We start from the raw sequence: 24,816 nt of genomic DNA, 5'->3' as shown, positions 1-24,816 counted from the left end.
TTTCACTTCTACAAGTTTATGGATTTGGGTAGTGCCATGGGGATCGGGGCACGATACGGGGGTGCCATGCCGTGTCGTGGCGGGTACCCCGATGATGCCCCCGGCGGGCATCAACGCCTATATGGTTTCGGGGACGAACCGGTGATCATGGGAACCCCGGAGAGGCAGGTCACGAACAGGGATGTCACCGAACAACTTGCGTTCATGGCCCGCCTGCTCGGGATCGCGGGGGAGGATCAGTACCGGATCGCTGCCTACGAACGGGCGGCGCGCCAGATCGATCATCTCTCCTTCCCGGTCGCCGGGCTCGACGAGGAGGAACTCACCCGTATCCCGGGGATAGGAGAGAGGATTGCCCGGCAGATCCGCGAGATCGCCGCCACCGGTACGTTCGGGGAACTGATAGATCTCCAGTCGGCCATACCCGGATCGGTCGTCGAACTGCTCGGCGTTTCCGGGGTGGGGCCGAAGACGCTGCACGTCCTCTACAAGAAACTCGGGATCCGAACATTGGACGACCTGGAGCAGGCGGTGAAGGGGCACCGGCTCAGGGTGCTCTCCGGGTTCGGAGCAAAGAAGGAGGAGACGATCAAGCGCGGCATCGAACAGTTCCGGAAGAGGTCGAACCGGATGACCCGCCCGCAGGCCGACGCGGTGCTCGCGGGGGTGGCGGCGATCCTCCCCGACGGCCGGTACACGATTGCGGGGAGTTACCGGCGGGGGTCGAGCACTGTAGGGAGGCTCGCGATCGTCGTTGCCGGTGACCGGAACGCAGTCGCAGAGACTCTCTCCACCGGAGGTGCGGTGACCCGCGAGAACGATGCGGTCTCGGTCTCGCTCGGCGGTGCCGGGGTGGACGTCCGGTTCGCCGAACCCGGCCGGTGCGGCACGGCGCTTCTCTCCGCCACCGGCTCGGCCGGGTTCCTGGAGAGGCTCGGGCAGGTGGCGGCCGAACAGGGTTACCGGATCACGCCCGACGGCCTTGTCGAGAGAGCAAGCGGGCAACTGCAGGAGTTCGCAACCGAGGAGGAGGTCTTCTCGTTCCTCGGGATGGAGACGGTTCCGCCGGAACTCCGGGAGGATCGGGGCGAGATCGAACTTGCCCTCCGGCACGCCCTCCCCGACCTCGTCGATCTCTCCGACGTGCGGGGCGACCTCCACGCCCACACCACATGGAGCGACGGCCGCCAGTCGCTCGAAGACGTGGCGGAGGCGGGGGAGAGAAGGGGCTACGAGTACATCGTGATCACCGACCACTCTTCGAAGGTGCGGGCTGAAGCCCTTGCAAAACAGCAGGCGGAGATCGAGCGGATCAACCGGCGGCACGACTGCAGGCTCCTCTCCGGGAGCGAGGTGGATATCAGGAGCGACGGCACGCTCGGGTACGAGAACAGGGTTCTCGCCGACCTCGACCTGGTGATCGCCTCGGTTCATTCGGGGTTCTCCCAGGACCGGGACGTCCTGACCCGGCGCATCCTCACCGCGATGGAGAACAAGCACGTCGATATCATCGGTCACCCCACCGGCCGCCTGCTCGGCCAGAGACCGGCGTATGCCGTCGACCTCGAACGCGTTATAGCGCATGCGGCGACGACGGGGACGGCCCTCGAGATCAACGCATCGCCCCACAGGCTCGATCTTGAGGATATTTATATCTGGCATGCCAAGAAGGAAGGAGTGAAACTGGCTGCAGGAACGGATGCTCACAGGAACGGGGAATTTGCAAACATGCGCTACGGGATTCTCATGGCACGCCGGGGCTGGTGCACCCCGGACGACATCTTAAACACCCTCTCTCTATCCGCGCTGCTGGAGTGGACGTCATGATCTACCGGTTCTACGAGAAGTACCTCCTCCGCGACCTCAGGACGCTTCCCGAGCACGTCTGCTTCATGATCACCGAGCAGGATATGCTCGACGCCCCGGACAACCTCTCCCTTGCCACCCGGTGGTGCCGCGACCTCGGGATCAAGAGCGCCACGTTCCACATCAGCACCGCCGACCCCGCCCGGCTGGAGCGGTGCCTCCCGCGAATCCGGGAGGTATCCTCGATCGCGCGCCTGACCCTGCACTACCGCGACGAGAAGGAGGTCACCGGCGAAGGCATGGACGTGACGGTGGCGATCGGGAAGAGCGGCAGGGAGGAGATCGCCGGGTGCGTGCGAAGGATGGCCGAGGACGGGATAGATCCGGAATCGGTCGACGAAGACGTGCTGGAGTCGTACCTCACCTTCAACTACGAGCCGGATCTCGTCATCAAGACCGGCGGCGACCACCTGACCGACTTCCTCATCTGGCAGTCGGTCTACTCCGAACTCTTCTTCCTCGACGTCAACTGGGCGCTGCTCAGAAAAGTGGATTTCCTCCGGGCGCTCCGGGACTTCCAGTCGAGAGCCCGACGGTTCGGGAAGTAAACGACGTTCCCGGAGGGTGCGACGTTCCGTAGGAACGGAGCTTGAGCACCGCCAGGTGCGGGAAAGGAGTTCGAGCACCGTCGGGTGCGAGTAGCGACGCGTGCCCCGTTAGGGGCAGGCGGAGCTCGAGCACCGTCGGGTGCGAGTGGCGACGTTCCCGCAGGGCTGATCGGAGTTCGAGCATCGCAAGGTGCAACCGGTGATGCGTGCCCCGCCAGGGGCAGGGAACTTGAGAAGCCGTCAGGCGCCGGGGCAGGAGCCTGCCTCAAATCAGCCAAAATAACCCAATTACACAGATACCAATCACGCCCGCCGGGCCACGCGCTCTTTTAAGCGCATGCGCTGGTCGTAGACCCGCATCGCCCGCAACAGATCGATCTTCCTGAACGCCGGCCAGTAGGGGGCGCAGAAGTAGACGGCCGACTCGTGGCCGTTCGCGAGCCAGGGGAGGAAGTTCGAGGTCCGGTAATCGTTCCCGGTACGGATGATCAGGTCGACGGGGGGTATGGGCGCTCCCCGGTTGAGGTGGGCCTCAACGGTCGCGGGGTCGATGGCCGCCGGGTCGATGGCACCCTCCCGGACCTCGTCGAGGATCGACCGGGCGGCGTGCACGATCTCGTTCCGGCCGCCGTAGGCGAGCGCGATGTTGATGAAGTAATCGCTGTAGTGCCGGGTCGCCTCCTCCGCCGCATCTATGGTCGCGAGGAGGTCGGCAGGGAGGAGGGATCGATCGCCGATCATCTGCACACGGATGCGGTTTCTATGCACCCGCTTGTCCTTCATGACCGCAGTGAACTTCTCCCGGAAGAGGCGAAAGAGCGATTCGAGCTCGGCGCTATTCCTCCGGAAGTTCTCGGTGGAGAAGGTGTAGAGCGTGATGTGCTGCACACCGAGCTCGCACGCCCAGTCGAGAACCTGCTCCGTCGCATCCGCTCCGAGCCGGTGGCCGACCGCCGTATCGAGCCCCTGTTCCCGGGCATACCGGCGGTTTCCGTCCTGGATAACCGCGATGTGCCGGGGGACGTGCTTCACCTGCCACTTCAGGAAACGCTCGTAGAGCGGGTCGATCCCCGAACGCAACATCAGAGCGGCGTCACCTCGACCACCATGCCGCCGCTCGGGTAGCGCTCGACGACGTACTTCCTGCCCGGCAGCCCGGCACCGTGCTCGGCAAGAACCCACCACGCCATCTCGATCCGCCCCTCAGAGACTGCATACTCATCGTCATCAAGACCCTCCAGGAACCCGTCGACGGCACCTTCCGGCTCGAGCACCCCGTAGACGACGGTTCCGTCATCCGTCACCTCCTCGAACGGACGCGCAGTATTGGCAGCGATCCGCTTTAACCGTTCCCGTAGCTGGACTGAGTCCTTGAAGACCGACGAACAGAAGTGGACTTTCGGGTCGCCGGCAAGTTTCTCCGCCCACTGGCGAGCACCCTTCACGGCGTTGTGCATCCCGTCGTCGAGCTCGAGCCCGCGTTCGCGCATGGCGGCGGCGCAGGTCTCGCCCCACTCCAGCTCGTTGATGTTCAAAAAGTCGAGGAGAGGGAGGACGGCGGCAAGGTTCTCGATTCCCGGGAGCGCCGGCACCTCGATCCCGATGAGGAAGCCCATCCGCCGGGCGAGGACGGCAGATCGGGCAAAATCGGTCTCGATGATCTGCGGCCAGACCTCATGCGGCGGGTGCAATCGGATCTCGTCGACCAAACCCTGCAGGCGCCGGAGCATGGCTTCGTCCGGCGCAAGGCCGGTGTAGAGGTGGATCTGGTGATCCGGGCCGAAGTGCTCCTTGAGGGCGCGGCAGTACTCCACCACCCGGTCGAGTTCGATCAGGGGTTCGCCGCCGGTGACGCCGGTTCCGAGAGCGCTCATGCTCTCCGCGACCTCGATGGCTTCGGGCGGCGACGAGACCTGCCGTTCATTTGCAAACACCACGTCCCGGCCCTTCCTCTCACGCGAGAGCGGGCAGTACCAGCAGGTGCGGTGACACCGGCCGGTCACGAAGAGGACCATCTTTGCTCCCTGGTGGCAGAGGACGCACCCTGGCGAGAGGAACTGCCCGCCGGGGGGTACTCCCGTGTCCTGTGGCATACTGTATGAATTATGGGACGGCGAAGGTGAAAAGGATAGATGATGAGAAAGGGAGAGCGGCAAAGTAGAGGGATTTACGGTTTTCAGACAATATATTTCCGAAATTTCCATTTTACCGGTTTAAAAATGCAATACGGTGAACAATAGATAAATATAGAGCCCGCACAGAGATTTACTTTAACTATGCCGTCCCGCGCACGTGATGATGGCCTCTCCGAGGTCGTCGGATTCGTCCTGATCCTCGCCCTGATCGTTATGGCACTCTCGCTCTATCAGGTCTACGGGGTTCCGGCGGCCGGGAGGGAGAGCGAGATCGCGCATATGAACCAGGTGAAAGACCGGTTCATCGATTACAAGATTGCTCTCGACTCGCTCTGGTTGAACGAACGAAACGGGGTTCTTCTCTCGACGGCCTTCGACCTCGGCACGGGCTCGGCGGCGACCGGGGGCAGTGCCTTCGCGCTCCCGATCCTTGCGCCAGCAGGGTCGGGAGGAACGGTCTCGGTGAAGAGCGGGGGAGCGAACCTGACGATCGCACCCGAAGGGGGGAGTCCGATGACCGTCCCCCTCGGCAGCCTCTCCTACACCTCCTCGAACCACTACTGGGTCGACCAGACCTGGACATACCAGGGGGGCGCGATCTTCCTCTCGCAGGGGGAGGCGGCGACGGTGCGGGTGGGGCCGTCGATTGCGGCGGCGAAGACGGAGGACGGCAACATCACCCTCACCGTAGCCCCGATCAGCCTCGAAGGCTCGGCCGGGACGGCGGGGTCGGGGCCGGTGCGGGTCGAGACCAGGATGCGCTGGAGCGAACCCTCCACTCTCAGCGGAACCTATGACAACGTGAACCTGACCCTCGATGCCGACGATCCGGCGACGGCCAGGGCCTGGATGAGGGCGTTTGACGGGGTCCGGCAGAGAGCGATCGAGGAGAACGTCGAACCCACATGGCTATCGACCGGACTGAGCGGGAATACCGCCCGGCTCACCGTCCAGCCGGAGGGAGGCAAGAAGGTCTTCCTCAGGATGTATCCGGCGAACTACACGGTGACGATCCACAACGCGGCGTCCCTGACGGAGTGAGCAACATGCAACAGCACCCGGGTGAAGAAGGAGTCTCCGAGATGGTCGGGGCGATGCTCCTGCTCGGCCTGACCGTCATCGGCGTCGTGCTCGTCGGTATCGTCTTCCTCTCCGACTCCCGGCCGGACGCGATCCCCCATGCAGCCATCGCCGCGGGGATGAACGAGACCGACCGCCTCATCCTCGTCCACGAGGGCGGTGACCCCCTGCGGGCAGGCGAGTACCGGATCTACGTCGATACCGGGAGCGGACTTACTGTCGGGACAGATTCATTCACCGGACACGAAGACGGGGCGTGGTCGGTGGGGAAGAGCCTCGTCTACAACGGCACGGGAACGCCGGAACGGGTGGTCGTGACCGCAATCTCGGGGGGCAGCGAGACAGTCCTTGCAGAGCCGGAGTTCAGGGGCGGGACGGAGAGGTTCTCCCCCGACCCGGTGAGGCCGGGAGTGATGGTAACCCCGGGATCGGGAGACGACGAAGATACCTCGCCCGTTTGGATCACGACACCTGAAACCGGCCAGGGGTTGGCATTCTCAGGGACAGGAAACGGCAACAATAGGCATGCAACGATGGTCGCCCAGACTACGCTGGAAGATGTGACCCGAGTTGATTTCATCGTATACCAACTTGATGAGCCGTATAGCAACGAGAAAGAATCAATGATGCGAAACGTCCAGACAAATGCCAGTGCCTATTACGTCTGGGACAACATCCCAACTATGCCAGGGCTTTCCAATGGCGACAAAGTCGCAATGATCGCCATTGTGTATAACGGAGACGCGATAATCGGATGTAGCGGGGTGACCACGACGGTCTCAGGACTATAGATCTCCGACTTACGAGCAGATAGATTCTCCAAAAAGGAAGGAACATGGATCCCGACACCGCCGCCTCCGACCTCATCGCCACGATGGCGCTCATCGCCGTCTTCGTGACAGCGATGGCGATCCTCGGGGTGACGCTCCTCGCCAGTCCCCCGGGGGACGCGGCACCCGCGATGCTTGCCCGTAGCGTGACCGAGGACGGGAGACTCTCCATCCACCATGACGGCGGCGACCCCCTCGATTGGGAACACGTCGCTATTCTGATCGACGGGGTCGACCGGACGGGGGAGTTCAGCCTCGTCGATGTCTCAGGAGGCGAGCACGACACCTGGACGTCATGGGAGACCGGGCAGGTCCTCGTCCTCAGCGGTGTGCCCGAGGACGCCCACGTCCAGATCGTCGCCGGGGGCGTGGACCGCACCGGCAGCGACTGGCTCCTTCACGACTTCGGGAACGGTTCGGCGGTCGGGCCAACGGCAACGGCAACAACGGTGCCGACCGGAACATCCACTACAGTGCCCACCACCATACCCACTACAATACCGACGACCGAACCGACACAGGTGCCTCTTGTCGCTGGCTTCACCGCCGACACCACATCCGGCCCGGCGCCCCTCTCGGTGCAGTTCAACGACGCCTCCACGGGCGGGGCGACCTCGTGGTTCTGGGACTTCGGGGACGGCGGCAATTCTACCGACCAGAACCCGATCCACGTCTATATCAGTCCGGGGACGTACACCGTGACGCTGGCAGCCAGCAACGCACACGGGAACGATACCGAAACGAAGCCCGGGTACATCACCGTCGCCGCTCCGCTCATCGCTGACTTCACAGCCAACGTCACCACCGGCCCGGCGCCCCTTACGGTGCAGTTCACCGACTTCTCCAGCGGTGATGGAATTACATCGTGGTCCTGGGACTTCGGCGACGGCAGTACGTCCTCCGTGCAGAACCCGGTGCACACTTACGGGACAGATGGCACCTACAACGTCTCCCTGACGGTTGAGAACGCCCACGGCAGCGATACCGTGACGAAGTCGAACTACATCACGGTTGCAGCGGAGCACGTCTCGCAGCTGGAGGTGAACTCGGTCAGGCAGGTGCGCATACTCTTCTGGAGTTGGTACACCCCGGTAAACGACATCGAGATCGATTATTCTGGGGAACTCGGAGCGGGATCGGACCGGACGCCGTTCGTGCTCAGCAAGACCGCTCCGGCCAACTCCGGGTTCAGCGTTACGCTGGCTGCACCGGATGAAATACAGGTCTGGCTCCTGATATTCCCCACCTCCATGGAATTTGACCACTGGGAGGTCGGCGAAAATACGTTCGGGAGCAGGATCGTCGACGTATCGATCCCCGACAGAGGGAGCGAGACAGCCACGGCGTATTACAGGTTCTGATTCTCCGAAAACATGACCGCACCGGCCGGAGGGGGAGACGGAAAAGAGGGAAAGCCGCGGCCGGCAAATAAGCCCGCCTACAGCAGATCCTGCGGCTCCCTCACCCTTCCTTCGTCCACCAGTTCCGTGTAGTCGTCGAACCAGTAGGCGTCCGGGTTGCTCTTATAGACCATGAATCGCCCGAGATCCTCCGGGTCTGCCGCCTGGTTGTACTTGAAGTAGGTGTACCGGTCCGTCTTCCCGAGCACCTCGATCTTCCCCGTCGCGTGGGAGATCACGAACCGGGCCCGCTTCGCAAGCCCCGAACAGATCGTGCGGGCCTGCTCGAATATCCGGTAGGATTCCTCCACCGGCACCGCGAACGTCCTGTTGCCGACCGCCGGGCGGCACTGGAAGACGTAGTAGGGATTTGCGCCGATGAACGAGAGTTTGTCGAAGAGCGCCGCAAGCACCTCCGGGTCGTCGTTGATGCCGCGGATGAGCGGCGTCTGGTTCATCACGACCGCCCCGGCTTCCTGCAGGAGAGCAACCGCCCGGCATGCGGCATCGGTCAGTTCCCTCGGGTGGTTGAACTGCGCCATGATGTAGATACGCTTCTCGTCCATGCTGTAGTCCCGGATCATGTCGAGCAGCGCCGGATCGTTGATGATCCGGAAAGGATCGTATGCAGGCATCTTCGTGCCGATCCTGATGATCTCGACGTGTTCAATCTCGCGGATCTGCCGGACGATATCGAGCAGCCTGTCGGTCTCGAGGAAGAGCGGATCGCCCCCCGTAAGGAGGACGTTCGTGATCTCCGGATGATCCCGGATGTAGGCAAGCCCCGCAGAGATCTCCTTGTTCACCTCGCGCGCATCCTCGGTGAAGAGGCGCTTGCGGAAACAGTAACGGCAGAGGCCGCCGCAGATGTCGCTCACGAGCAGGAGAGCGGTTTCGCGGTATTTGTGCTGCAGGCCCGGAGCCCGGGTAAACCGATGCTCCGACGACGGGTCGAGATGCCCCCAGGGCTCAAGCTCCTCGACGGTCGGCACGATCAGCCGCCGGATCGGGTCGGCCGGGTCGGCCCAGTCGATCAGCGAGAGGTAGTAGTCGTTCGCACGGAACGCGAAGAGGTCGGTCACCTCCGCAAGGCGGGCGCGCTCCTCCGGCCCGATACCGGGAACCGAATCGAGCGATGTGACATAAATCGGGTTTTTGGTGCTCCCGATCGCGGTTTGAATATCATATGTCGTGTTCATGGAGTACCTCTCAGGCGACACTCTCCAGTGCAGGATACAGTCCGCTAACGGTCGGGGACAGGTGCACGAGAGCAGAGATCGTGAATGAAATCCGATCTACGCAAAGGGTCATGAGAGAATCATGTTCTCATGCAGGAAACCGTCGCTCCGACATGCGTTATTGAGTGTCGGATTACGTATTGTACCTCAAAAGGGTTCTGAGGATATTTATATTTTCGGTTGCAGGGACAGTGCTGCAGAAGCAGCACCGCCCCCCTGGATTAAAGCGGTGGATATCGGATCACTTCTTTTTCTTGGCCATGGAGAGGATATCCACAACGTATTTTCCTTCCTTCTCCAGTCCGACGACGACCTCGTCCGACCGGGCCAGCTTCTCGATATTCAATTCGTACGAACCCGGGCCGAGGATACGAATGCTCTCGATACGCTCGAATACCTCGATATCCTCTTTCTTTCGGCGATCCTGCTTGACCTCAAGCACTTCCTCGCCCGTCTCCTGGGCGATCTCATCGATAGTCTTCTCCTTCAGCACATCGTCGTGTCGTTCGGCCTCACGGATATAGAGAAACTTCTTCCCGCCGCAGCTCGGACATCCTTTCAGTATCTTCGTCGAACCGTCTTCGAACTCCCTGCCGCATTGTGTACACTTGTGAGGCATCTATTCACCCCTGCTCCCGGTTCATCTCGACGAGGAGACCCATGCGCTGATGAGATCCTTCTCCTTCTTGAGCGTCTTGAGCTGATTGGCGGGCCCAATCACGGTCAGACGGGTCTCGGAGCGTTTCCCGCCGAGAAGTTTCGCCAGGAACCCGTTTCCGGCATCCCTGATGGGATAGGTCTCCATCTCGATCCCGGAGAACCCGTCCGGCGCGATCTCCCGCATCGTGATCTCGATGAGCTTGCTCTGCTCGTCCGGCGCGAGGCCCTTCTCCAGGATAACGATGTTTCCTTCCATAACGTCATCGAGGATCAGGCGGATCTTCTCCATTGCGGTGAGCCGATCCAGACGCTCCGCAGAAATCAGGTCGATTTGTACACCCTGTATCATCTCCATCACCCGAAATACGACGTCATCTGCTCGTACAACTCTTCCACGTTGTTCCCTTCGAGACCCGATATGGCGATCACGGGATGCTGGGGGAACGCACTCTTGATCCGCGCGGGAGACGCATCGGGAAGATCGTTCTTGTTTGCGACGATCAGGACAGGAAGTTTCCTGCTCTCGATGATCCCGACAAGCATGATGTTCACCTGCTGGAACGGGTCCAGCGTGGAGTCGAGCATGTAGATGACGCCGTCGATATCCTCGCGAAGCCAGTGCATCGCCTCGGCAACACCCTCGGTCGCCTCCCGTGCCCGCTTGACCGCTTCATCCTTCTCGATGCCGAACTCGATGAACTCGTTGTAGTCAATCTTGGTCGTCACGCCAGGGGTATCGACGATGTCGATCGTGATCGAACCGCCGTTCTGGCCCGTGATGGTGATATCCTCTTTCCGCCGGACACGCCGGGTCTCGTGAGGCACCTCACTGACCGGGCCGACCGCGTCACCGACCCAATCCCGCACAATCCGGTTCGCAAGCGTCGTCTTGCCGGCGTTGGGAGGGCCGTAGATCCCGATGCGGCAGGTTCTCTTCTTAAAGAGCGCCTTCAATAGCCCCGAGATCTTTCTTTTCGTACGAACTAAGAACGTCATTAAGCTCCCTCAGGTAGGCAGAATTTGCCTATACGTAAGTGAGTTGTGGCACTCACAAATAAATATAATTATATGTTCCGTCCGGCGGATTCTCTCTATTTTGCAGACAAACTACATTCCGGGGGCGAGAGAATTCTTTTATAGTGTTGTAACCTAGATAGACTTGCACCTGGAGAATTGGCTCTAAATGCGGCCAGATTAGGAGAATCCCATGATGAATAATAGCGATGCCATCCGCTTCGAGACACGCATACCAGTCAGGGAGGTCATGCAGAGCCATCCTACGACCATCGATGTTAGTGAGACTGTTGCCCGGGCGGCGCAGATCATGTGCCGCGACGAGGTCGGGAGCTGTATCGTGCTGCAGAACAACCTCCCCACCGGGATCGTCACGGAGGAGGATATCAACTGCAAAGTCGTGGCTAAAGACTTAAAACCAGGCGATATTCACGTCAGCGAAATCATGAGCACGCCGCTCATCACGATCGGTGCCGACAAACTGGTCGGGGACGCCGCAGCAATGATGGTGAAGCACCGCGTCCGCAGGCTCCCCGTCGTCGAAGACCAGATGGTCATCGGTATCGTGACGGTCCGGGACATCCTCACCGTCGCGGCCGAAGTGAACGAGCTGCTGGCGGATCTCATCGAGATCAACCGCGAGGAGGAGTACGCCATGGGCGTATGCGACCGGTGCGGGAACATCTCCGACGATTTATCAAGGGTCGACAACCTTATGCTCTGCCCCGCCTGTCGGGAGGAGGATCAGTTGCTATGAAGGTGGCCTCAGACCAGATGGTGGACATCCCCACCCTGTATTACGACGATCATGTCACGAAAGCACGGAGTATCCTCCGTGACGACGTCTTTCGCGAACTCTACATCGTGGACGAGAAGAACCGTCTGAGAGGTTATCTTGACATCTCCGACGTCCTGCGCGTCATGGACACCAAGTCGAACGTCACGATCAAGGGGTTCGTCCGGGAAGCAGCCCGGGTCTCCCGGAACACCCCCCTTGCGGAGGCAGGCATCGCTATAATGAATGCCCGTACAAACAGCGCTGCGGTAGTCAACGAAGACGGCGTATACCAGGGAGGGGTGCTCTTCTCCGAACTCTTCCCCGTCCTGATCTCGCGTCGCGCCATCCCCGGCAGGGTCGAGGACGCCATGTCGCGAGAGCCCGTCTCCTGCACACCGGACGAACCCATACACCGCGTCTACAGCCTGATTGTTTCGAGCGGGTTTACCGCGTTTCCGGTGGTACAGAAGAGAGAGGTTATCGGCGTAGTCTCCCGCCGGGATCTCCTCCGCGCCGGGAGTGTCCGCACATCGGTGAAGAACCAGGCAGACACCACCGTCGAGCGGGTGATGACGACACCCATCATCTCGGTGACGCCGGACGACACGATAGCAGCGGCAAGCCGGCTGATGGTCGAACACGACGTCAGCATGCTCCCGGTAATCGACGAGAAAAAGCACCTCGTCGGCGTTATCGACCGTCATGATGTCCTCAGCGGCCGCCTGCCCTGAGGAAGACTCCAAATACCACAATTTCAAAGGAGTGATAGGATGCAACCCAACTCGAATAACTCGGATAAGAAACCGGCCGACAGACTTCTGAAGATGCCGGGCAGACGCGAACGCGGGCCGGTCGACTTCAAGACAAAGATCGCCGAGCATGAAGGCGAGATCATGGCGATCGCCACGAGAGACGTCGTCGTGGCTCAGCAGACGACCGCGATCATCCAGGGGGTCGAGATCATGACCCGAGAAGGGTTCCGCAGACTGCCGGTCGTCGATCCCGGAACGCGTCACCTCCGGGGGATCGTGACCGTCGGCGACATCATCAACTTCATGGGCGGCGGCGACAAGTTCAACCTCGTTCAGGTGAAGCATGGGGGGAACTTCCTCGCGGCCATCAACGAGGGGCTCCGCGAGATCATGACTCCGCACCTGGTCACCATGCCCGTGACCGGAGCCATCGGCGACGCGGTCGATATCATCATCAACAAGCATATCGGCGGGATCCCCATCACCGACACCGAAGGGGAACTGAAGGGCATCGTGACCGAGCGCGACGTGATGAAGGTGCTCACCACCGAACACTCGAACCGCAAGGCAGAAGATATCATGAACGCTTCGGTACGCGTCACCGGCCCCGACACATCGATCGGCAAGGTCTGCCGGGAGATGGTGAAATGCCGGTTCAGGCGGCTTCCGGTCGTTGCCGACGATCTCCTCTGCGGGATCGTCACCGCCACCGATATCATGAGTTATCTCGGGAAGGGCAAGGCGTTCGAGCAGCTGACGACCGGAGACTCCGCCGAGGTCATGGGAGCACCGGTGCGCTCGCTCCTCTCCGGGGAACTGCACACCATCACGCCCGACCGGAACATTCACGAGATCGCTCTCGAGATGATCCGAAGGCGTGTCGGGGCGCTCCCGGTCATAGAGGACTCGCACCTTGTCGGTCTCGTGACGGAATACGACCTTGTAAAAGCATTTTCTGAGGAGTGATGCGAAGATGCGGGCCATTGATGTGATGGCATCTCCGGTGTACGTCGTTGCACCGGGGGATAACGTTGCCTATGCACGAAACCTCATGCTCAAACACCGGGTGTCGAGGTTGCCGGTCATGGAAGGGGACGAACTCCGGGGCATCCTCACCAAGAAGGATATCGCTTACCGGCTCAGGCAGACGGAGCCGATGTGGCGGCGGCGCCCGATCGACCGGATTCCGGTCAGCGTCCTGATGGCGCCCGAGCCGATCACGGCTGCGCCGGAGACCAGTATCCACGATATCGCGTCCATCATGCTTGATAAGGACATCTCCGGGATTCCCGTGGTCGAAGAGGGCAGGATGAGCGGCATCGTCACCAAGCTGGATCTGATGCGTTCTGCCCATATCCGCGGGCTCACCGCAAAGGTCAACGAGATCATGGAGGATGCGGCCACGGTCAACCGGTATCACTCGTTAGACCACGTCATCGACACGATTAAGGGAAAAAACGATAAACTTATCGTCGTTAACGACAATGGAAGCCTTGCCGGCATAATTACGGAAAGCAACCTCGCATTTTACGAGTATCTGGACGAGCGGATGAACCTGCCCAGGAAGGATGTTACTCACCTCAGGAAAGAGGGGCCGGCGGGGCAGAAACGCTTCAGATATGTCGTCGAGGTATCGGCAGTTGCAGAAGACATCATGAGCCGCCCGGTCGTCACCGTATCTCCCGATGCATCCCTCCAGGATGCCGTCGGGCTGATGCTGGAGCACCAGATCAACAGCCTCGTCGTCGTGGAGGACGGTGATATCCGCGGCATGCTCAAGAGAGATGATATCATCAAGGAAGTGGCAAAATGAGCGACAGATTTCAGGTACTTGTCAAAGACGTGATGGCAAAACCGATCACCATCGCGAAATCCGCCTTTGTCAGCGAAGCGCTCGATAAGATGCTCGGTGAGGGGGTCGATCCGCTTATCGTGACCAACAACGGCACGGTCATCGGAACGACTTCCCGTGCAGCAATCGCCGAGACGCTCGGGAGCAGGAAGACCCAGGCGCTGAAGGCCACATCCATTCATGTCGCGAACACGGTCGAGGAGAACTTCACCTCCGCGTATCCCGATCAGAGCATCGACATCCTGGTACCGTTGCTCCAGCACTACAAGCTGGTCGTGGTCTTCGATGCCGAGCACCGCCTGATCGGGCAGGTGACGGCGGGTGATCTCTTGAAGGTGCTCCGTCCGGCAGGCGGCACCCTCGAAGTCATGGAACCGGCGTACACCATCCAGAGCGAGGAGCGCGCCGTCCACCTCCGCCGCAGGATGCTTGACGGAGAGATCAACCGCTTCATCGTGGAGGACGGGGACACCGTCCTCGGCATCGTCACGGAGACCGATGTCGCGAAGGCGCTCCACGCGCTGAAGGATATCGTGGAGGATACCCGGCAGGAGTACCGGATCAGGAACCTGCTCGTGCGGGACATCATGACCACGCCCCTGATCTCGATGGACGCGAATACGGACGTCTCCGAGATCATCGACCTGATGCTCAAGAAGAACATCAGTTCCGTCCCGATCAAGCAGAACAACAGGATCGCGGGCGTCGTGACTCGGAACTCGCTCGTGCAGGCCCTGTGAAGCGGCCGGATACTACTACACATTTTTTGCGGGCGCGGGGATTTTTGGGGCAACGCTATCTCCTGTAGTTGTAAACCAGCCCTGGTCGTGACGTTAGCCGGCGGGAAACCGTGTCCCGGGAGCGAATTGTGATTCTGCTCTTCTTCAGGGCCTCCCCCGTACTCAGCACTTCGCTAAAATGGTTGAGGTAATCTTCAAGAGGTCAAACCATCGACCTCCCTTCGCGTTCTCCCGCGTGCTTCCGCGTGAGTAAGTTGGAGGATGTCAACAGGACCTCGCGCGAAGGGCGCGAAGCCGCGAAGTTCGGTGCCCGGGTTCTCACCCATGCAGTGGACCGTGGGGGTATCGCCACTGGGGGAGGGGCTGACGGGGAGGGGGCACGCCCCCTCCCCTGTCTCTATTGCGTAAGGTCCTTCCTTTGTAGCCCCCACCCACTCCTCCCGACCCGCCACAATGACAGCCCCAAAACCTCCATCCGCCCCGCTCCACCGGACCGGCACCAACCATTAATACGCCACAATCCGAAATGGGTAACAGGATATTTCCATGAAACCAACGCAGCCAGTTAAACCAAACAGCAATATAACGGCCCTCCTCGAGTCCATGAGCCAAACCGGCTTCCAGGGGAGAAAACTCGGGGAGTCGCTCGGCATCTGGACCAGAATGGTCTCGGATCCGGACTGCACGATATTCATGGGACTCTCGGGCGCGATGATCCCGGCGGGTATGCAGAACGTGCTCATCGAACTCGTCAAACACCGTTACGTCGACGTCATCGTCTCGACGGGCGCGAACATCTTCCACGACACCTGCGAGCACCTCGGCGTCCGGCACTACCTCGGCCACCACCACGCGAACGACGAAGCCCTCTTTGCGGAGGGGATCGACAGGATCTACGACGTCTTTGCCTACGAGGAGGAGTTCCGGAGCATTGATGCGGAGATTTCGCGGTTCGCCGACACCATAGCGCCGTTCAGGGGCTCCTCGCGGGAGTTCATCCGGCTCCTCGGCAACTGGCTCCGCGAGCAGAGGCCGGAAGGACGATCACTCATCGCCACCTGTGCCGAGTACGGCGTCCCGATCTTCATCCCCGCCCTCTGCGACTCATCCATCGGGATCGGCCTCGTAATGGCCCGGCGGCGGGGGGTCGACGTCGATGTCGACCAGCTCACCGATACCGACGAGATCACCCGTATGGTCGAGGACGCGCAGAAGACCGGCGTCATCTACGTCGGCGGCGGCGTCCCGAAGAACTTCATCCAGCAGACCCAGGTCATCGCGTCGATCCACGACCAGAACCTCGGCGGGCACGCCTACGCCATCCAGTACACCACCGACGCCCCCCACTGGGGCGGACTTTCCGGGTGCACGTTTGAAGAGGCGATCAGCTGGGGCAAGGAGGCGCCTGCATGCCCGCGGGTCCAGTGTTTCTGCGATGCGACGATCGCGCTCCCCATCGTCGCATCGGGGCTGATCGGAAGCGGGATCAAGCGTGCTCGCCGATCTCCCTGATCACCACAATTATTATTAATCAATGGAGCCAAAATAAGTAGGCACAAGTCATAGAATGCTGTGTCTGGAGCAGCACATCGCGTGTTGCGAGTGTCGAAAGATGCGAAGTTCTATGTTGAGGTAGCCAAGCCTGGTATGGCGCAGGTTTGCTAAACCTGTGTCCCCCTGGGACTCGAGGGTTCAAATCCCTCCCTCAGCGCTTTCACCGACAATGTCGATGATGAGGCGATCACATGGATGATGAAGAGATAAAGTACTTTGTTCGAATCAGGAACACTGATCTCGACGGCACCAAGGCAGTGCACATCGCACTGACCGGGATCAAGGGCATTGGTCCGCACACGTCGCGCACCATCACCGCCCTTGCCAACGTAGATCCCCGTGCCGTGCTCGGCAAACTCGACGACGAGTCGGTCGAGCGGATCGCAAGCGCCGTCGACACCTACACAGAGCAGGTGCCCGACTGGATGGTCAACCGCCCGAAAGACGTCTACACCGGAGAGATCCGCCACCTTCTTGGGACCGATCTCAGCATGATGAACGATGACGACGTCAACCGCATGAGAAAGATGCGGAGTTACCGCGGTATCCGGCACGAGACCGGACAGAAGGTCCGCGGCCAGCGCACCAAGTCCACCGGAAGAACCGGCACGACCGTCGGCGTCAAGAGGAAGAAAGATTGAGCGGTGATTGAATGGGATACCCAGGAAAAAACCACAAACAGTACGCGACGCCCAAGAGGCGGTTCGAAAAGACGAGACTCGAGGACGAAAAGCGGCTCCTCATCGACTACGGCCTGCGAAACAAGCGCGAACTCTGGAAGGCCCAGAGCGTTCTGCGGAAGTACCGCGCTGCTGCCCGTGAACTGGTGGCACTGCGCTCGGGCGGACTCAGCACCGAGGATTATCTGGAGAAGAGAGACCGGCTTGTCAACCACCTGTACCGCTACGGTCTCGTCGGTGAGAACGCCGACGTCGGCGACGTCCTTGCGCTCAAAGTCGAGCAGCAGCTCGACCGCCGGCTCCAGACGCTGGTTCTCCGCAGAGGGTTCGCACGGTCCCCCAAGCAGGCGCGCCAGTTCATCACCCACGGCCACATCGCAATCAAAGGCCGCCGCGTGACCATCCCGGGCTACCGTGTCGAGAGAGCCGAAGAGGCCGAGATCAGCTACTACGGGCCTTCCCCGCTCACGAACGAGGTTCACCCCGAGAGAAGCCGCATCGCCCGCGCAGGAGTGAGATAAAACCATGGCAGAAGAGAAATGGGGCATCGCGCACATCTTTGCCTCCTTTAACAACACCATCATCACCGTCACCGACCTCTCCGGAGCGGAGACGATCACCAAGAGCAGCGGCGGCATGGTCGTGAAACAGGACAGGAACGAGAGCTCGCCGTACGCAGCCATGCAGATGGCAATCCAGGTCGCGCAGAACGCACGGGACAAGGGGATCACCGGCGTCCACGTGAAGGTCCGCGCACCCGGTCGGGGCAAACAGCGGAGCCCCGGACCCGGCGCTCAGGCAGCGATCCGCGCCCTTGCCCGTGCAGGGATGAGGATCGGCCGCATCGAAGACGTCACCCCGGTGCCTCACGACAGCATCCGCGGTAAAGGCGGCCGGAGAGGAAGGAGAGTGTAATGGAGATAGCGTTTTCTCGACTGGATGAGAGAGTCGCCAAATTCACCCTGAGCGGCGTTTCCACGTCGTTCGCCAATATGTTCCGGCGGGCGATGATCAGCGAAGTGCCGACGCTCGCCATCGAAGATGTCCGCATCTACGACAACACAAGCGTCCTCTTCGATGAGATGCTGACGCACCGCCTGGGACTCGTTCCACTCCGGACAGACCTCAAGGTCTACAAACCGCGCAGTGAGTGTACCTGCGAAGGCGTCGGATGCTCGGCCTGCACCGCGACCTATACGCTCTCCGTCGAGGGGCCGAAGACCGTCACCTCAAGCGACCTGATACCGCAGGATCCCGACGCCGCACCGGCGGAAGAGGGCATCCCCATCATCGAACTGGCGAAGGACCAGAAGGTCGTGCTCGAAGCGCAGGCAGTCATCGGCACCGGAAAAGAGCATGCCAAGTGGCAGGCGACGACCGCCTGCGGCTACAAGAATTACCCGGTGATCGCCATCGACGCGAGGTGCGACGGGTGCGGCATGTGCATCGACGAATGCCCGAGGAGCGTGCTTGAAACGGCACAGGGGAAAATCCGGGTCATTGAAGGGCGGCAGGAACTCTGTTCCCTCTGCAGACTCTGTGAGCGGGCATGCCTCGCCGGTGGAATCGGCACCGAGCCGGCCATCCACATAAGCACCGATACGGAGAGATTTATCTTCGTGGTGGAGAGCGACGGTTCGATGCCCGTCCAGAAGATCATCGAGAGAGCGCTACAATATATCCAGAAATCATCAGACAACCTGGTAGACGTGATGAACGAGATTACGGGAGAGGGGACTGAATGAAGAAGACAACCGAGAATAAATCAAACCCCCGGCTGACCGCCCTCATCGTGACGCTCAAAGACGCGTCGCGCATACATGAGGCGAACATCTGGCGCGAGATTGCAAAGAGGCTGGATGCGCCCCGGAAGAACTACGCCGAGGTGAACCTCAGCAAGATCGACCGGTACGCGAACGAAGGTGAGACGATCCTGGTGCCGGGCAAGGTGCTCGGCAGCGGCGCGCTCAACCTGCCGGTGAAGATCGCTGCACTGGACTTCTCCGAAGCGGCGGTGAGCAAGATCACCGGCGCAAACGGGACGTGCATGACTATCGAGGACCTCGTCCGGGACAACCCGACGGGGAGCAGGGTACGGATCCTCAGGTGAGACGAATGGTTACAATTATCGACGCAGACGGATTACTGCTCGGAAGGATGGCCAGCCTCGTCGCGCAGCGTGCGCTTGCCGGCGAAGAGATCGCCATCGTGAATGTGGAAAAGGCAATCGTCTCCGGAAACAGGGCACAGGTGCTCGCGAACTACACCACGAAGCGCGAGCGCGGATCCCGCGAGGGCGGCCCGTTCTTCCCGCGCAGGCCCGACCATATCGTCAAGCGCACCATCCGCGGGATGCTTCCCTACAAGCGCGAGCGCGGTATCGCGGCATTCAAGCGGATCAAGACCTACGTCGGCGTTCCAATGGAGTTCACCGGAATGGAGACGGAGACGCTCGAGGCGGCACACATCGACCGGCTGGGCAGCACGAGATACGTGACGATCGGGGCGATAAGCAACAACCTCGGAGCTAAATATTAATGAGGTGATGAAGTGGCAAAGATCATCAATTCAAGCGGTAAGAGAAAGACGGCAATCGCCCGCGCGACCTTAAAGCCCGGCAACGGTCGGGTCCGCATCAACTCCGTGCCCCTGGAGATCTACGGGACTGAGTTGATCCGCATGAAGATCGCCGAGCCGCTGCTGCTGGTTCCGAACGCGCTCGACGGTGTCGACGCGGCGATCGATGTCTCCGGCGGCGGCACGATGGGACAGGCCGAAGCAGTCCGGACTGCGCTCGCGCGCGGCATCGTGGAGTGGCACAACGACCCCCAGATAAAGGACGCATTCCTTGCGTACGACCGGACACTGCTCGTAAACGACTCGCGGCAGAAAGAGGCCAAGAAACCGCACGGCCCCGGCGCACGGGCGAAGTTCCAGAAGTCCTACCGGTGAGCAAAAGAGATATAAGGGATGCTGGACCATTATTATGATACCCGTACGATGTTTTACATGCGGTAAGGTCGTCTCTACAGCCTGGAAGGAGTTCAAGGAGCGGCGGGATGCCGGCGAGGATCCAAAACGGATCCTCGACGATCTCGGTCTGGAGCGCTACTGCTGCAGACGGATGCTGCTGACGCACAAGGAAGTAGTGGAGGACCTGAATCCGTACCAATGAGGGGTCGTGGGGTAGCCTGGCCATCCTATGGCGTTCGGGATGCTGTGACCTGAGTTCAAATCTCAGCGACCCCATTTTATCATGAATGATTTTGAGGCTGCACGATGGAATCATATACCCGGTATGAACGGGCACGAATTATAGGGGCTCGTGCTCTCCAGATCTCGATGGGTGCGCCTGTTCTGGTCAAAACACCAAACACAGAGCCGCTCGAGATCGCACTTGAAGAGTACGCTCAAGACATGATCCCTATAACGGTGAAGAGAAAGTAGTGATCTGATGACGACCATCGAACAGATTATCCTGAGAACAATCCTGGATAGCCGCGGAAACGAGACCGTCGAGGCTGAGATCTACACGGATTGCGGCTTCGGACGGGCTGCGGCACCCAGTGGTGCCAGCACCGGCACGTATGAAGCAAAGGTGCGGCCGCCGCGCGAGGCTGTCGAGGACGCGCAGAAAAACCTGATTCCATCGCTCATCGGTGAAGACACCCGTGATCAGATCACGTTCGACGCACTGCTCAGAGAGAACGACGGAACGGCCGACTTCAGTTCGATCGGCGCAAACGTCGCCGTAGCGCTCTCGCTTGCGTGTGCAAAGGCGGCGGCGGCGTCTCTCGACCTTGAACTCTTCCGTTACCTTGGAGGTGCGTTCGCCGCCGAGACACCCCTGCCGCTCGGCAACGTCATCGGCGGAGGCGCGCATGCCCCCAACGCCACCTCGATCCAGGAGTTCCTGGTGGTTCCCACCGGGGCTTGTGGCGCGACGGAAGGCGTCTTCGTGAACGCTGCCGTTCACAAGACCGTGAAGAAGATGCTGCAGGAGCAGGGCAAACTCTCCGGGAAAGGGGATGAAGGCGCCTGGGCACCTGCCATAACCGACATTGAGGCGTTCGAGCTCATCACTGACGCAATCAACACCGTTTCCGACGAGACGAACGTCGAGGTCAGGATGGGAATCGACGTAGCGGCAAGCGAACTCTGGAACGGCGAGCAGTACCGCTACAAGGACGCGGCACGGAGCCGTGAAGACCAGATCGCCTACATGACGGATCTCGTCGACCGCTACAACCTCATCTACATCGAGGACCCCCTCTTCGAGGAGGACTTCGAGGCGTTCGGCGACCTGACCGATCAGGTCGGGGACCGGTGCCTCATCTGCGGCGACGACCTCTTCGTGACCAACGTCGAGCGGATCACGAAGGGCGTCGAGACGGATGCGGCAAACTGCGTCCTGATCAAACCAAACCAGATAGGGACTCTCACCGACACCTTCGAGGCGATACGCCTCGCACAGGAGAACGGTATGGAGACCGTCATGAGCCACCGTTCCGGAGAGACGACCGACGCGACGATAGCACACCTTGCAACCGCGTTCGGGTGCATCTTCCTCAAGACCGGCGTGGTCGGCGGTGAGCGAATAGCCAAACTGAATGAATTGATTCGCATAGAGGAGCTGATCTAACTTGACAGGAAACGAACTTGAAATTGAACTGAAAGAACCGCTGTTGCCCGTTGAGGAGTACCTTGCGGCAGGCGTGCACATCGGCACCCAGCAGAAGAGCAAGGACATGATGAAGTTCATCTACCGCGTGCGTGGGGACGGACTTTATATCCTGGATATCCAGGCAACCGACGAACGGATCAAGACTGCCGCGAAGTTCCTTTCGCAGTATGAGCCTTCGAAGATCCTGGTCGTCACCTCCCGGCAGTACGGCCAGTACCCGGCCAAGAAGTTCGCCGACGCCGTCGGCGGCATGTCGGTCATCGGCCGCTTCATCCCCGGGATGCTCACCAACCAGCGTCTGAACAAGTACATCGAGCCCGACGTCGTCGTGGTGACCGATCCCATCGGCGATGCCCAGGCGATCACCGAAGCCGTCCAGGCAGGCATCCCGATCGTTGCGCTCTGCGACACCAACAATATGACGAAGTACGTCGATATGGTCATCCCGACGAACAACAAGGGTCGGAAGGCGCTCTCGGTGATCTACTACCTCCTGACAAAGGAACTGCTCCGCCTGCGCGGCGTGGCCACATCGCTCACGTCCGAAGACTTTGAGACAGAGTTATAAGATCCGAAGCACAAGAGCTCAACCTTGATGGATATGCGCCCATGCAGTGTAGCGGGAATGTTCTATCCTGCCGAGCCCAGGCATCTGGAGCAACTGCTGGAGACCTTTTTCCAGAAAAGGGCCCCGGGGATAATATCCCGGGGAATCGTCTCTCCCCACGCAGGATACGTCTACTCGGGAGAGACAGGAGCCTGTGCATTCTCTACCATACCACCTGATTTTGACGGCACGTTTCTGGTCATCGGCCCGAGTCATCGGGGATACATGACCTGTGCTTCTGCCGTACCGTGGGAGACGCCGCTCGGGATCGTCGATGTCGATACGGAGTTTGTCGACGCGATGGATATCGAGATAGACGAGGCATCGCACCAGAGCGAACACTCGATCGAGGTACAGATGCCGATCATAAAATACCGGTTCCCGAGAGCAAGGGCCGCACCCGTTCTCATGGGAGAACAGACCTACGAGGCGGCGGAAAGCCTTGCGGAGCACCTGCTCCAGGCAATCGAACACACGAAACGGGACGTGCGGATCGTCGCCTCGAGCGACTTCTCCCATTACGTCCCGGACGAGGTGGCCCGGCGGCAGGACCTGCACGCGATCGACGCGCTCAAAACCCTGGACATACCCGAGTTTTACCGGCGGCTCCAGGAGACACGCGCTACGGTCTGCGGCTACGGCCCGATCGCGACCATGTGCATCACATGCCGGTCGCTCGGTGCAGAGAGGGCAGAGCTCTTACGGTATACGACCAGCGGCGATGTGACGGAAGATTACAATCAGGTAGTGGGGTATGCAGCAATAGCGGTGGTCTGATTGGCAACGTGGAGCGCGCCGGGCAAGGTATTCCTGTTCGGTGAGCATGCAGTGGTCTATGGAAAGCCGGGGGTCGCGATGGCAATCAAGCCACGCGTCTTCGTCACAGTGAGGAAGTCGCGCAACCCGACCCGCCCGAAGTCGCCCTACATCGACGAGTGTTTCAGGATGATGGGTGCCCGGGGCAGTGTCTACGTCCACTCCCAGCTCCAGAGTTCGTCGGGGCTCGGGTCGTCGGCCGCGGTGACGGTGGCGACGCTCTCTGCGATCAATGACGAGTTCAATCTCGGGCACACCCGGGATTACATCGCAGAGACCGCGTTTGCCATCGAGAAGAAAGTTCAGAAAGGGCGGGCAAGCCCCACCGACACCTACGTCTGTGCAAACGGCGGCATGGTGCTGATCACGGGGAACTCCAAGCGGAGACTGCCGCCCGAGAACCTGCAGGTCGTCGTGGGGAACACCCTGGTGCCGCACAGTACCGCGAAGATGGTGGAACTGGTCGGGACACTCCAGCGAAAACACCCCGAGGTCGCGAACCCGATCCTGGACGCGATCGGGGCGCTGACGCTTGCAGCCCTCCATAACATCAGCAACCCGAAGGAACTCGGGCAGTATATGGACATGAACCACGCCCTCCTGGAAGCGCTCGGCGTGGGGCACCCGGTGAGCAGCAAACTCGTGCTTGCGGCGCGGGCAAGCGGCGCATACGGCGCAAAGATCACGGGGGCCGGAGGCGGCGGGTGCATCGTCGCCCTCTGTCCGAGGCGTGCGAAGAGCCGGGTTGCCGGGGCCATCGAGGCCTGCGAAGGAAGAGCAATCATCACGTCGATAGATACGGACGGCGCGAGAAAAGAGAAGCATGACTGAGAGAGTGGTACTGAAACTGGGGGGGAGCGTGATCACCGACAAGTCGGGGGATTGTGCCATCGATCACGCCCGCCTCCGCGAGATCGCGGTAGAACTTGCCGCACAGAGAGAGACCGCTCTCGTGCTCGTCCACGGCGCGGGGTCGTGCGGGCATCCCGAGGCCCGTCGCTACCGGATCAACGACGGCCTGACCGGAGAGAACGTCCCCGGCGTCTACGAGACACATACCGCCGTCTCAAGCCTGAACACGGCGGTCGTCGACGCTCTGCGGGACGCGGGGGTCGAGGCAATCGGCATCCACCCCCTCGACCTCGGCCTCGCCGAAAACGGACGTCTGGTCTCGTTCGAGACCCGCCACATCGCCGAAATGTCGGAACACGGCATTGTGCCCGTGCTGCACGGCGACGTGGTGATGGACCGTCTCCGGGGCTCCTGCATCGTCTCGGGCGACCAGCTCGTGACCCATCTTGCCGCCGCTCTCAAAAGCAGGCGGGTGGGCCTTGCAACGGATGTTCCCGGCGTCCTCGCGAACGGCTCGGTCGTCCCGCGTATCGACCGCAGCACGGTGGAGTCGCTCGATGTCGGCGGGTCGGGAAACACCGACGTGACCGGGGGCATGCGAGGCAAACTTGCGGAACTCCTGGCATTGGCCGATGCCGGCATCGATTCACACATCTTCCATGTCTCGAAGATCGGCCGGTTCCTGGACGGTATCGAGCATGGCGGAACAATGATAACCGCAAAGGAGTAA

31 protein-coding genes and 2 tRNA genes are annotated in these 24,816 nt (G+C 60.7%); 27 read left to right on the top strand and 6 right to left on the bottom strand.

Translation table 11 applies throughout. The features are described from left to right. The first annotated feature begins 66 nt into the window (after positions 1 to 66). Together polX and MCUHO_RS00235 are read left to right on the top strand one after the other, a co-directional pair. Positions 67 to 1,827: a DNA polymerase/3'-5' exonuclease PolX gene (gene polX, locus MCUHO_RS00240; RefSeq protein ID WP_235808098.1), complete on the top strand. Its 1,761-nt coding sequence runs from the start codon at positions 67 to 69 to the stop codon at positions 1,825 to 1,827. Further along, the gene (locus tag MCUHO_RS00235) at positions 1,824 to 2,414 is read left to right on the top strand and encodes an undecaprenyl diphosphate synthase family protein (protein ID WP_067072132.1); all 591 of its coding nucleotides are present in this window, start codon (positions 1,824 to 1,826) and stop codon (positions 2,412 to 2,414) included. Before polX ends, MCUHO_RS00235 begins: the two co-directional genes overlap by 4 nt. Positions 2,415 to 2,717: 303 nt before the next feature. On the opposite strand, the gene uppS is transcribed toward MCUHO_RS00235, so the two are convergent. Both uppS and MCUHO_RS00225 read right to left on the bottom strand, forming a co-directional pair. After that, entirely contained in the window at positions 2,718 to 3,497 is a 780-nt protein-coding gene (gene uppS / locus MCUHO_RS00230; RefSeq protein ID WP_067072130.1) for a polyprenyl diphosphate synthase, read from the bottom strand. Then, entirely contained in the window at positions 3,497 to 4,507 is a 1,011-nt protein-coding gene (locus tag MCUHO_RS00225; RefSeq protein WP_067072128.1) for a radical SAM protein, read from the bottom strand. The genes uppS and MCUHO_RS00225 overlap by 1 nt, the downstream gene beginning before the upstream one ends. Before the next feature lie 183 nt (positions 4,508 to 4,690). Here MCUHO_RS00225 and MCUHO_RS12690 point away from each other — a divergent pair, with 183 nt between their 5' ends. The 3 genes from MCUHO_RS12690 to MCUHO_RS00210 are packed head-to-tail and all read left to right on the top strand — an operon-like array spanning position 4,691 to position 7,820. Beyond that, positions 4,691 to 5,590 (top strand): DUF7289 family protein, encoded by a 900-nt coding sequence (locus tag MCUHO_RS12690; protein ID WP_067072127.1) that lies wholly within the window; start codon positions 4,691 to 4,693, stop codon positions 5,588 to 5,590. Between the two features lie 5 nt (positions 5,591 to 5,595). Further along, positions 5,596 to 6,420 carry a type IV pilin N-terminal domain-containing protein gene (locus MCUHO_RS00215; RefSeq protein ID WP_067072125.1) on the top strand — a complete coding sequence of 275 codons (825 nt, stop codon included), beginning with the start codon at positions 5,596 to 5,598 and terminating at the stop codon, positions 6,418 to 6,420. A gap of 44 nt (positions 6,421 to 6,464) precedes the next feature. Next, the gene (locus tag MCUHO_RS00210; RefSeq protein WP_067072123.1) at positions 6,465 to 7,820 is read left to right on the top strand and encodes a PKD domain-containing protein; all 1,356 of its coding nucleotides are present in this window, start codon (positions 6,465 to 6,467) and stop codon (positions 7,818 to 7,820) included. A gap of 77 nt (positions 7,821 to 7,897) precedes the next feature. On the opposite strand, the gene MCUHO_RS00205 is transcribed toward MCUHO_RS00210, so the two are convergent. The 4 genes from MCUHO_RS00205 to MCUHO_RS00190 form a co-directional block, all read right to left on the bottom strand. Next, positions 7,898 to 9,058, bottom strand: a complete 1,161-nt coding sequence (locus MCUHO_RS00205) for a KamA family radical SAM protein (RefSeq protein ID WP_067072121.1) — start codon at positions 9,056 to 9,058, stop codon at positions 7,898 to 7,900. Between the two features lie 280 nt (positions 9,059 to 9,338). Continuing rightward, positions 9,339 to 9,716, bottom strand: a complete 378-nt coding sequence (locus MCUHO_RS00200; protein ID WP_067072119.1) for a Zn-ribbon domain-containing protein — start codon at positions 9,714 to 9,716, stop codon at positions 9,339 to 9,341. Between the two features lie 21 nt (positions 9,717 to 9,737). Next, entirely contained in the window at positions 9,738 to 10,106 is a 369-nt protein-coding gene (locus MCUHO_RS00195; RefSeq protein WP_048183498.1) for a DUF2073 domain-containing protein, read from the bottom strand. Positions 10,107 to 10,111: 5 nt separating this feature from the next. After that, complete coding sequence (locus MCUHO_RS00190) at positions 10,112 to 10,753, bottom strand: Era-like GTP-binding protein (protein WP_067072117.1); 642 nt, start codon at positions 10,751 to 10,753, stop codon at positions 10,112 to 10,114. Positions 10,754 to 10,964: 211 nt separating this feature from the next. On the opposite strand from MCUHO_RS00190, the gene MCUHO_RS00185 reads away from it, so the two are divergent. The 22 genes from MCUHO_RS00185 (at position 10,965) to MCUHO_RS00085 (ending at position 24,816) form a co-directional block, all read left to right on the top strand. Beyond that, positions 10,965 to 11,528, top strand: coding sequence for a CBS domain-containing protein (locus tag MCUHO_RS00185; RefSeq protein WP_067072115.1), 564 nt, complete (start codon positions 10,965 to 10,967; stop codon positions 11,526 to 11,528). Then, positions 11,525 to 12,280: a CBS domain-containing protein gene (locus MCUHO_RS00180; protein ID WP_067072112.1), complete on the top strand. Its 756-nt coding sequence runs from the start codon at positions 11,525 to 11,527 to the stop codon at positions 12,278 to 12,280. Before MCUHO_RS00185 ends, MCUHO_RS00180 begins: the two co-directional genes overlap by 4 nt. A gap of 39 nt (positions 12,281 to 12,319) precedes the next feature. Next, the gene (locus MCUHO_RS00175) at positions 12,320 to 13,267 is read left to right on the top strand and encodes a CBS domain-containing protein (protein WP_067072110.1); all 948 of its coding nucleotides are present in this window, start codon (positions 12,320 to 12,322) and stop codon (positions 13,265 to 13,267) included. Between the two features lie 25 nt (positions 13,268 to 13,292). Continuing rightward, positions 13,293 to 14,114: a CBS domain-containing protein gene (locus MCUHO_RS00170; protein ID WP_328585617.1), complete on the top strand. Its 822-nt coding sequence runs from the start codon at positions 13,293 to 13,295 to the stop codon at positions 14,112 to 14,114. Continuing rightward, positions 14,111 to 14,893, top strand: coding sequence for a CBS domain-containing protein (locus tag MCUHO_RS00165; protein ID WP_067072106.1), 783 nt, complete (start codon positions 14,111 to 14,113; stop codon positions 14,891 to 14,893). The genes MCUHO_RS00170 and MCUHO_RS00165 overlap by 4 nt, the downstream gene beginning before the upstream one ends. A 546-nt stretch (positions 14,894 to 15,439) precedes the next feature. Beyond that, positions 15,440 to 16,405 carry a deoxyhypusine synthase gene (locus MCUHO_RS00160; protein ID WP_067072104.1) on the top strand — a complete coding sequence of 322 codons (966 nt, stop codon included), beginning with the start codon at positions 15,440 to 15,442 and terminating at the stop codon, positions 16,403 to 16,405. 114 nt (positions 16,406 to 16,519) lie between these two features. After that, a tRNA-Ser gene (locus tag MCUHO_RS00155) sits at positions 16,520 to 16,604 on the top strand. Positions 16,605 to 16,638: 34 nt separating this feature from the next. Further along, a complete protein-coding gene (locus tag MCUHO_RS00150; protein ID WP_067072101.1) occupies positions 16,639 to 17,088 on the top strand; it encodes a 30S ribosomal protein S13 in 450 nt (149 codons plus the stop codon). 11 nt (positions 17,089 to 17,099) lie between these two features. Next, the gene (locus MCUHO_RS00145) at positions 17,100 to 17,648 is read left to right on the top strand and encodes a 30S ribosomal protein S4 (protein ID WP_067072099.1); all 549 of its coding nucleotides are present in this window, start codon (positions 17,100 to 17,102) and stop codon (positions 17,646 to 17,648) included. 4 nt (positions 17,649 to 17,652) lie between these two features. Next, the gene (locus tag MCUHO_RS00140; protein ID WP_067072097.1) at positions 17,653 to 18,042 is read left to right on the top strand and encodes a 30S ribosomal protein S11; all 390 of its coding nucleotides are present in this window, start codon (positions 17,653 to 17,655) and stop codon (positions 18,040 to 18,042) included. Beyond that, entirely contained in the window at positions 18,042 to 18,872 is an 831-nt protein-coding gene (locus tag MCUHO_RS00135) for a DNA-directed RNA polymerase subunit D (protein WP_067072095.1), read from the top strand. The genes MCUHO_RS00140 and MCUHO_RS00135 overlap by 1 nt, the downstream gene beginning before the upstream one ends. Beyond that, the gene (locus MCUHO_RS00130) at positions 18,869 to 19,237 is read left to right on the top strand and encodes a 50S ribosomal protein L18e (protein WP_067072093.1); all 369 of its coding nucleotides are present in this window, start codon (positions 18,869 to 18,871) and stop codon (positions 19,235 to 19,237) included. The genes MCUHO_RS00135 and MCUHO_RS00130 overlap by 4 nt, the downstream gene beginning before the upstream one ends. Positions 19,238 to 19,242: 5 nt before the next feature. Further along, complete coding sequence (locus MCUHO_RS00125) at positions 19,243 to 19,665, top strand: 50S ribosomal protein L13 (RefSeq protein WP_067072091.1); 423 nt, start codon at positions 19,243 to 19,245, stop codon at positions 19,663 to 19,665. 12 nt (positions 19,666 to 19,677) lie between these two features. Then, on the top strand, positions 19,678 to 20,079 hold the full coding sequence (locus MCUHO_RS00120; protein WP_067072089.1) for a 30S ribosomal protein S9: 402 nt from the start codon (positions 19,678 to 19,680) through the stop codon (positions 20,077 to 20,079). 34 nt (positions 20,080 to 20,113) lie between these two features. Then, positions 20,114 to 20,302 (top strand): DNA-directed RNA polymerase subunit N, encoded by a 189-nt coding sequence (locus MCUHO_RS00115; RefSeq protein WP_048181237.1) that lies wholly within the window; start codon positions 20,114 to 20,116, stop codon positions 20,300 to 20,302. Continuing rightward, positions 20,303 to 20,376: transfer RNA gene (locus MCUHO_RS00110), tRNA-Pro, on the top strand. Positions 20,377 to 20,406: 30 nt separating this feature from the next. Continuing rightward, complete coding sequence (locus MCUHO_RS12170; protein WP_084385831.1) at positions 20,407 to 20,574, top strand: DNA-directed RNA polymerase subunit K; 168 nt, start codon at positions 20,407 to 20,409, stop codon at positions 20,572 to 20,574. A gap of 7 nt (positions 20,575 to 20,581) precedes the next feature. Next, positions 20,582 to 21,769, top strand: a complete 1,188-nt coding sequence (gene eno / locus MCUHO_RS00105) for a phosphopyruvate hydratase (protein WP_067072087.1) — start codon at positions 20,582 to 20,584, stop codon at positions 21,767 to 21,769. Position 21,770: 1 nt separating this feature from the next. Then, on the top strand, positions 21,771 to 22,379 hold the full coding sequence (gene rpsB / locus MCUHO_RS00100) for a 30S ribosomal protein S2 (protein ID WP_084385830.1): 609 nt from the start codon (positions 21,771 to 21,773) through the stop codon (positions 22,377 to 22,379). Between the two features lie 27 nt (positions 22,380 to 22,406). Then, a complete protein-coding gene (amrB, locus tag MCUHO_RS00095; protein WP_067072085.1) occupies positions 22,407 to 23,195 on the top strand; it encodes an AmmeMemoRadiSam system protein B in 789 nt (262 codons plus the stop codon). Next, complete coding sequence (gene mvk / locus MCUHO_RS00090) at positions 23,196 to 24,065, top strand: mevalonate kinase (RefSeq protein WP_067072083.1); 870 nt, start codon at positions 23,196 to 23,198, stop codon at positions 24,063 to 24,065. After that, the gene (locus MCUHO_RS00085; protein ID WP_067072081.1) at positions 24,058 to 24,816 is read left to right on the top strand and encodes an isopentenyl phosphate kinase; all 759 of its coding nucleotides are present in this window, start codon (positions 24,058 to 24,060) and stop codon (positions 24,814 to 24,816) included. The genes mvk and MCUHO_RS00085 overlap by 8 nt, the downstream gene beginning before the upstream one ends.

The sequence above is a fragment of the Methanoculleus horonobensis genome (assembly GCF_001602375.1).
In the GTDB taxonomy this organism is placed as follows: Archaea; Halobacteriota; Methanomicrobia; order Methanomicrobiales; family Methanoculleaceae; genus Methanoculleus; species Methanoculleus horonobensis.
Note: the sequence above shows the minus strand (reverse complement) of the source record. Positions and strands in the feature narration are given on the sequence as shown.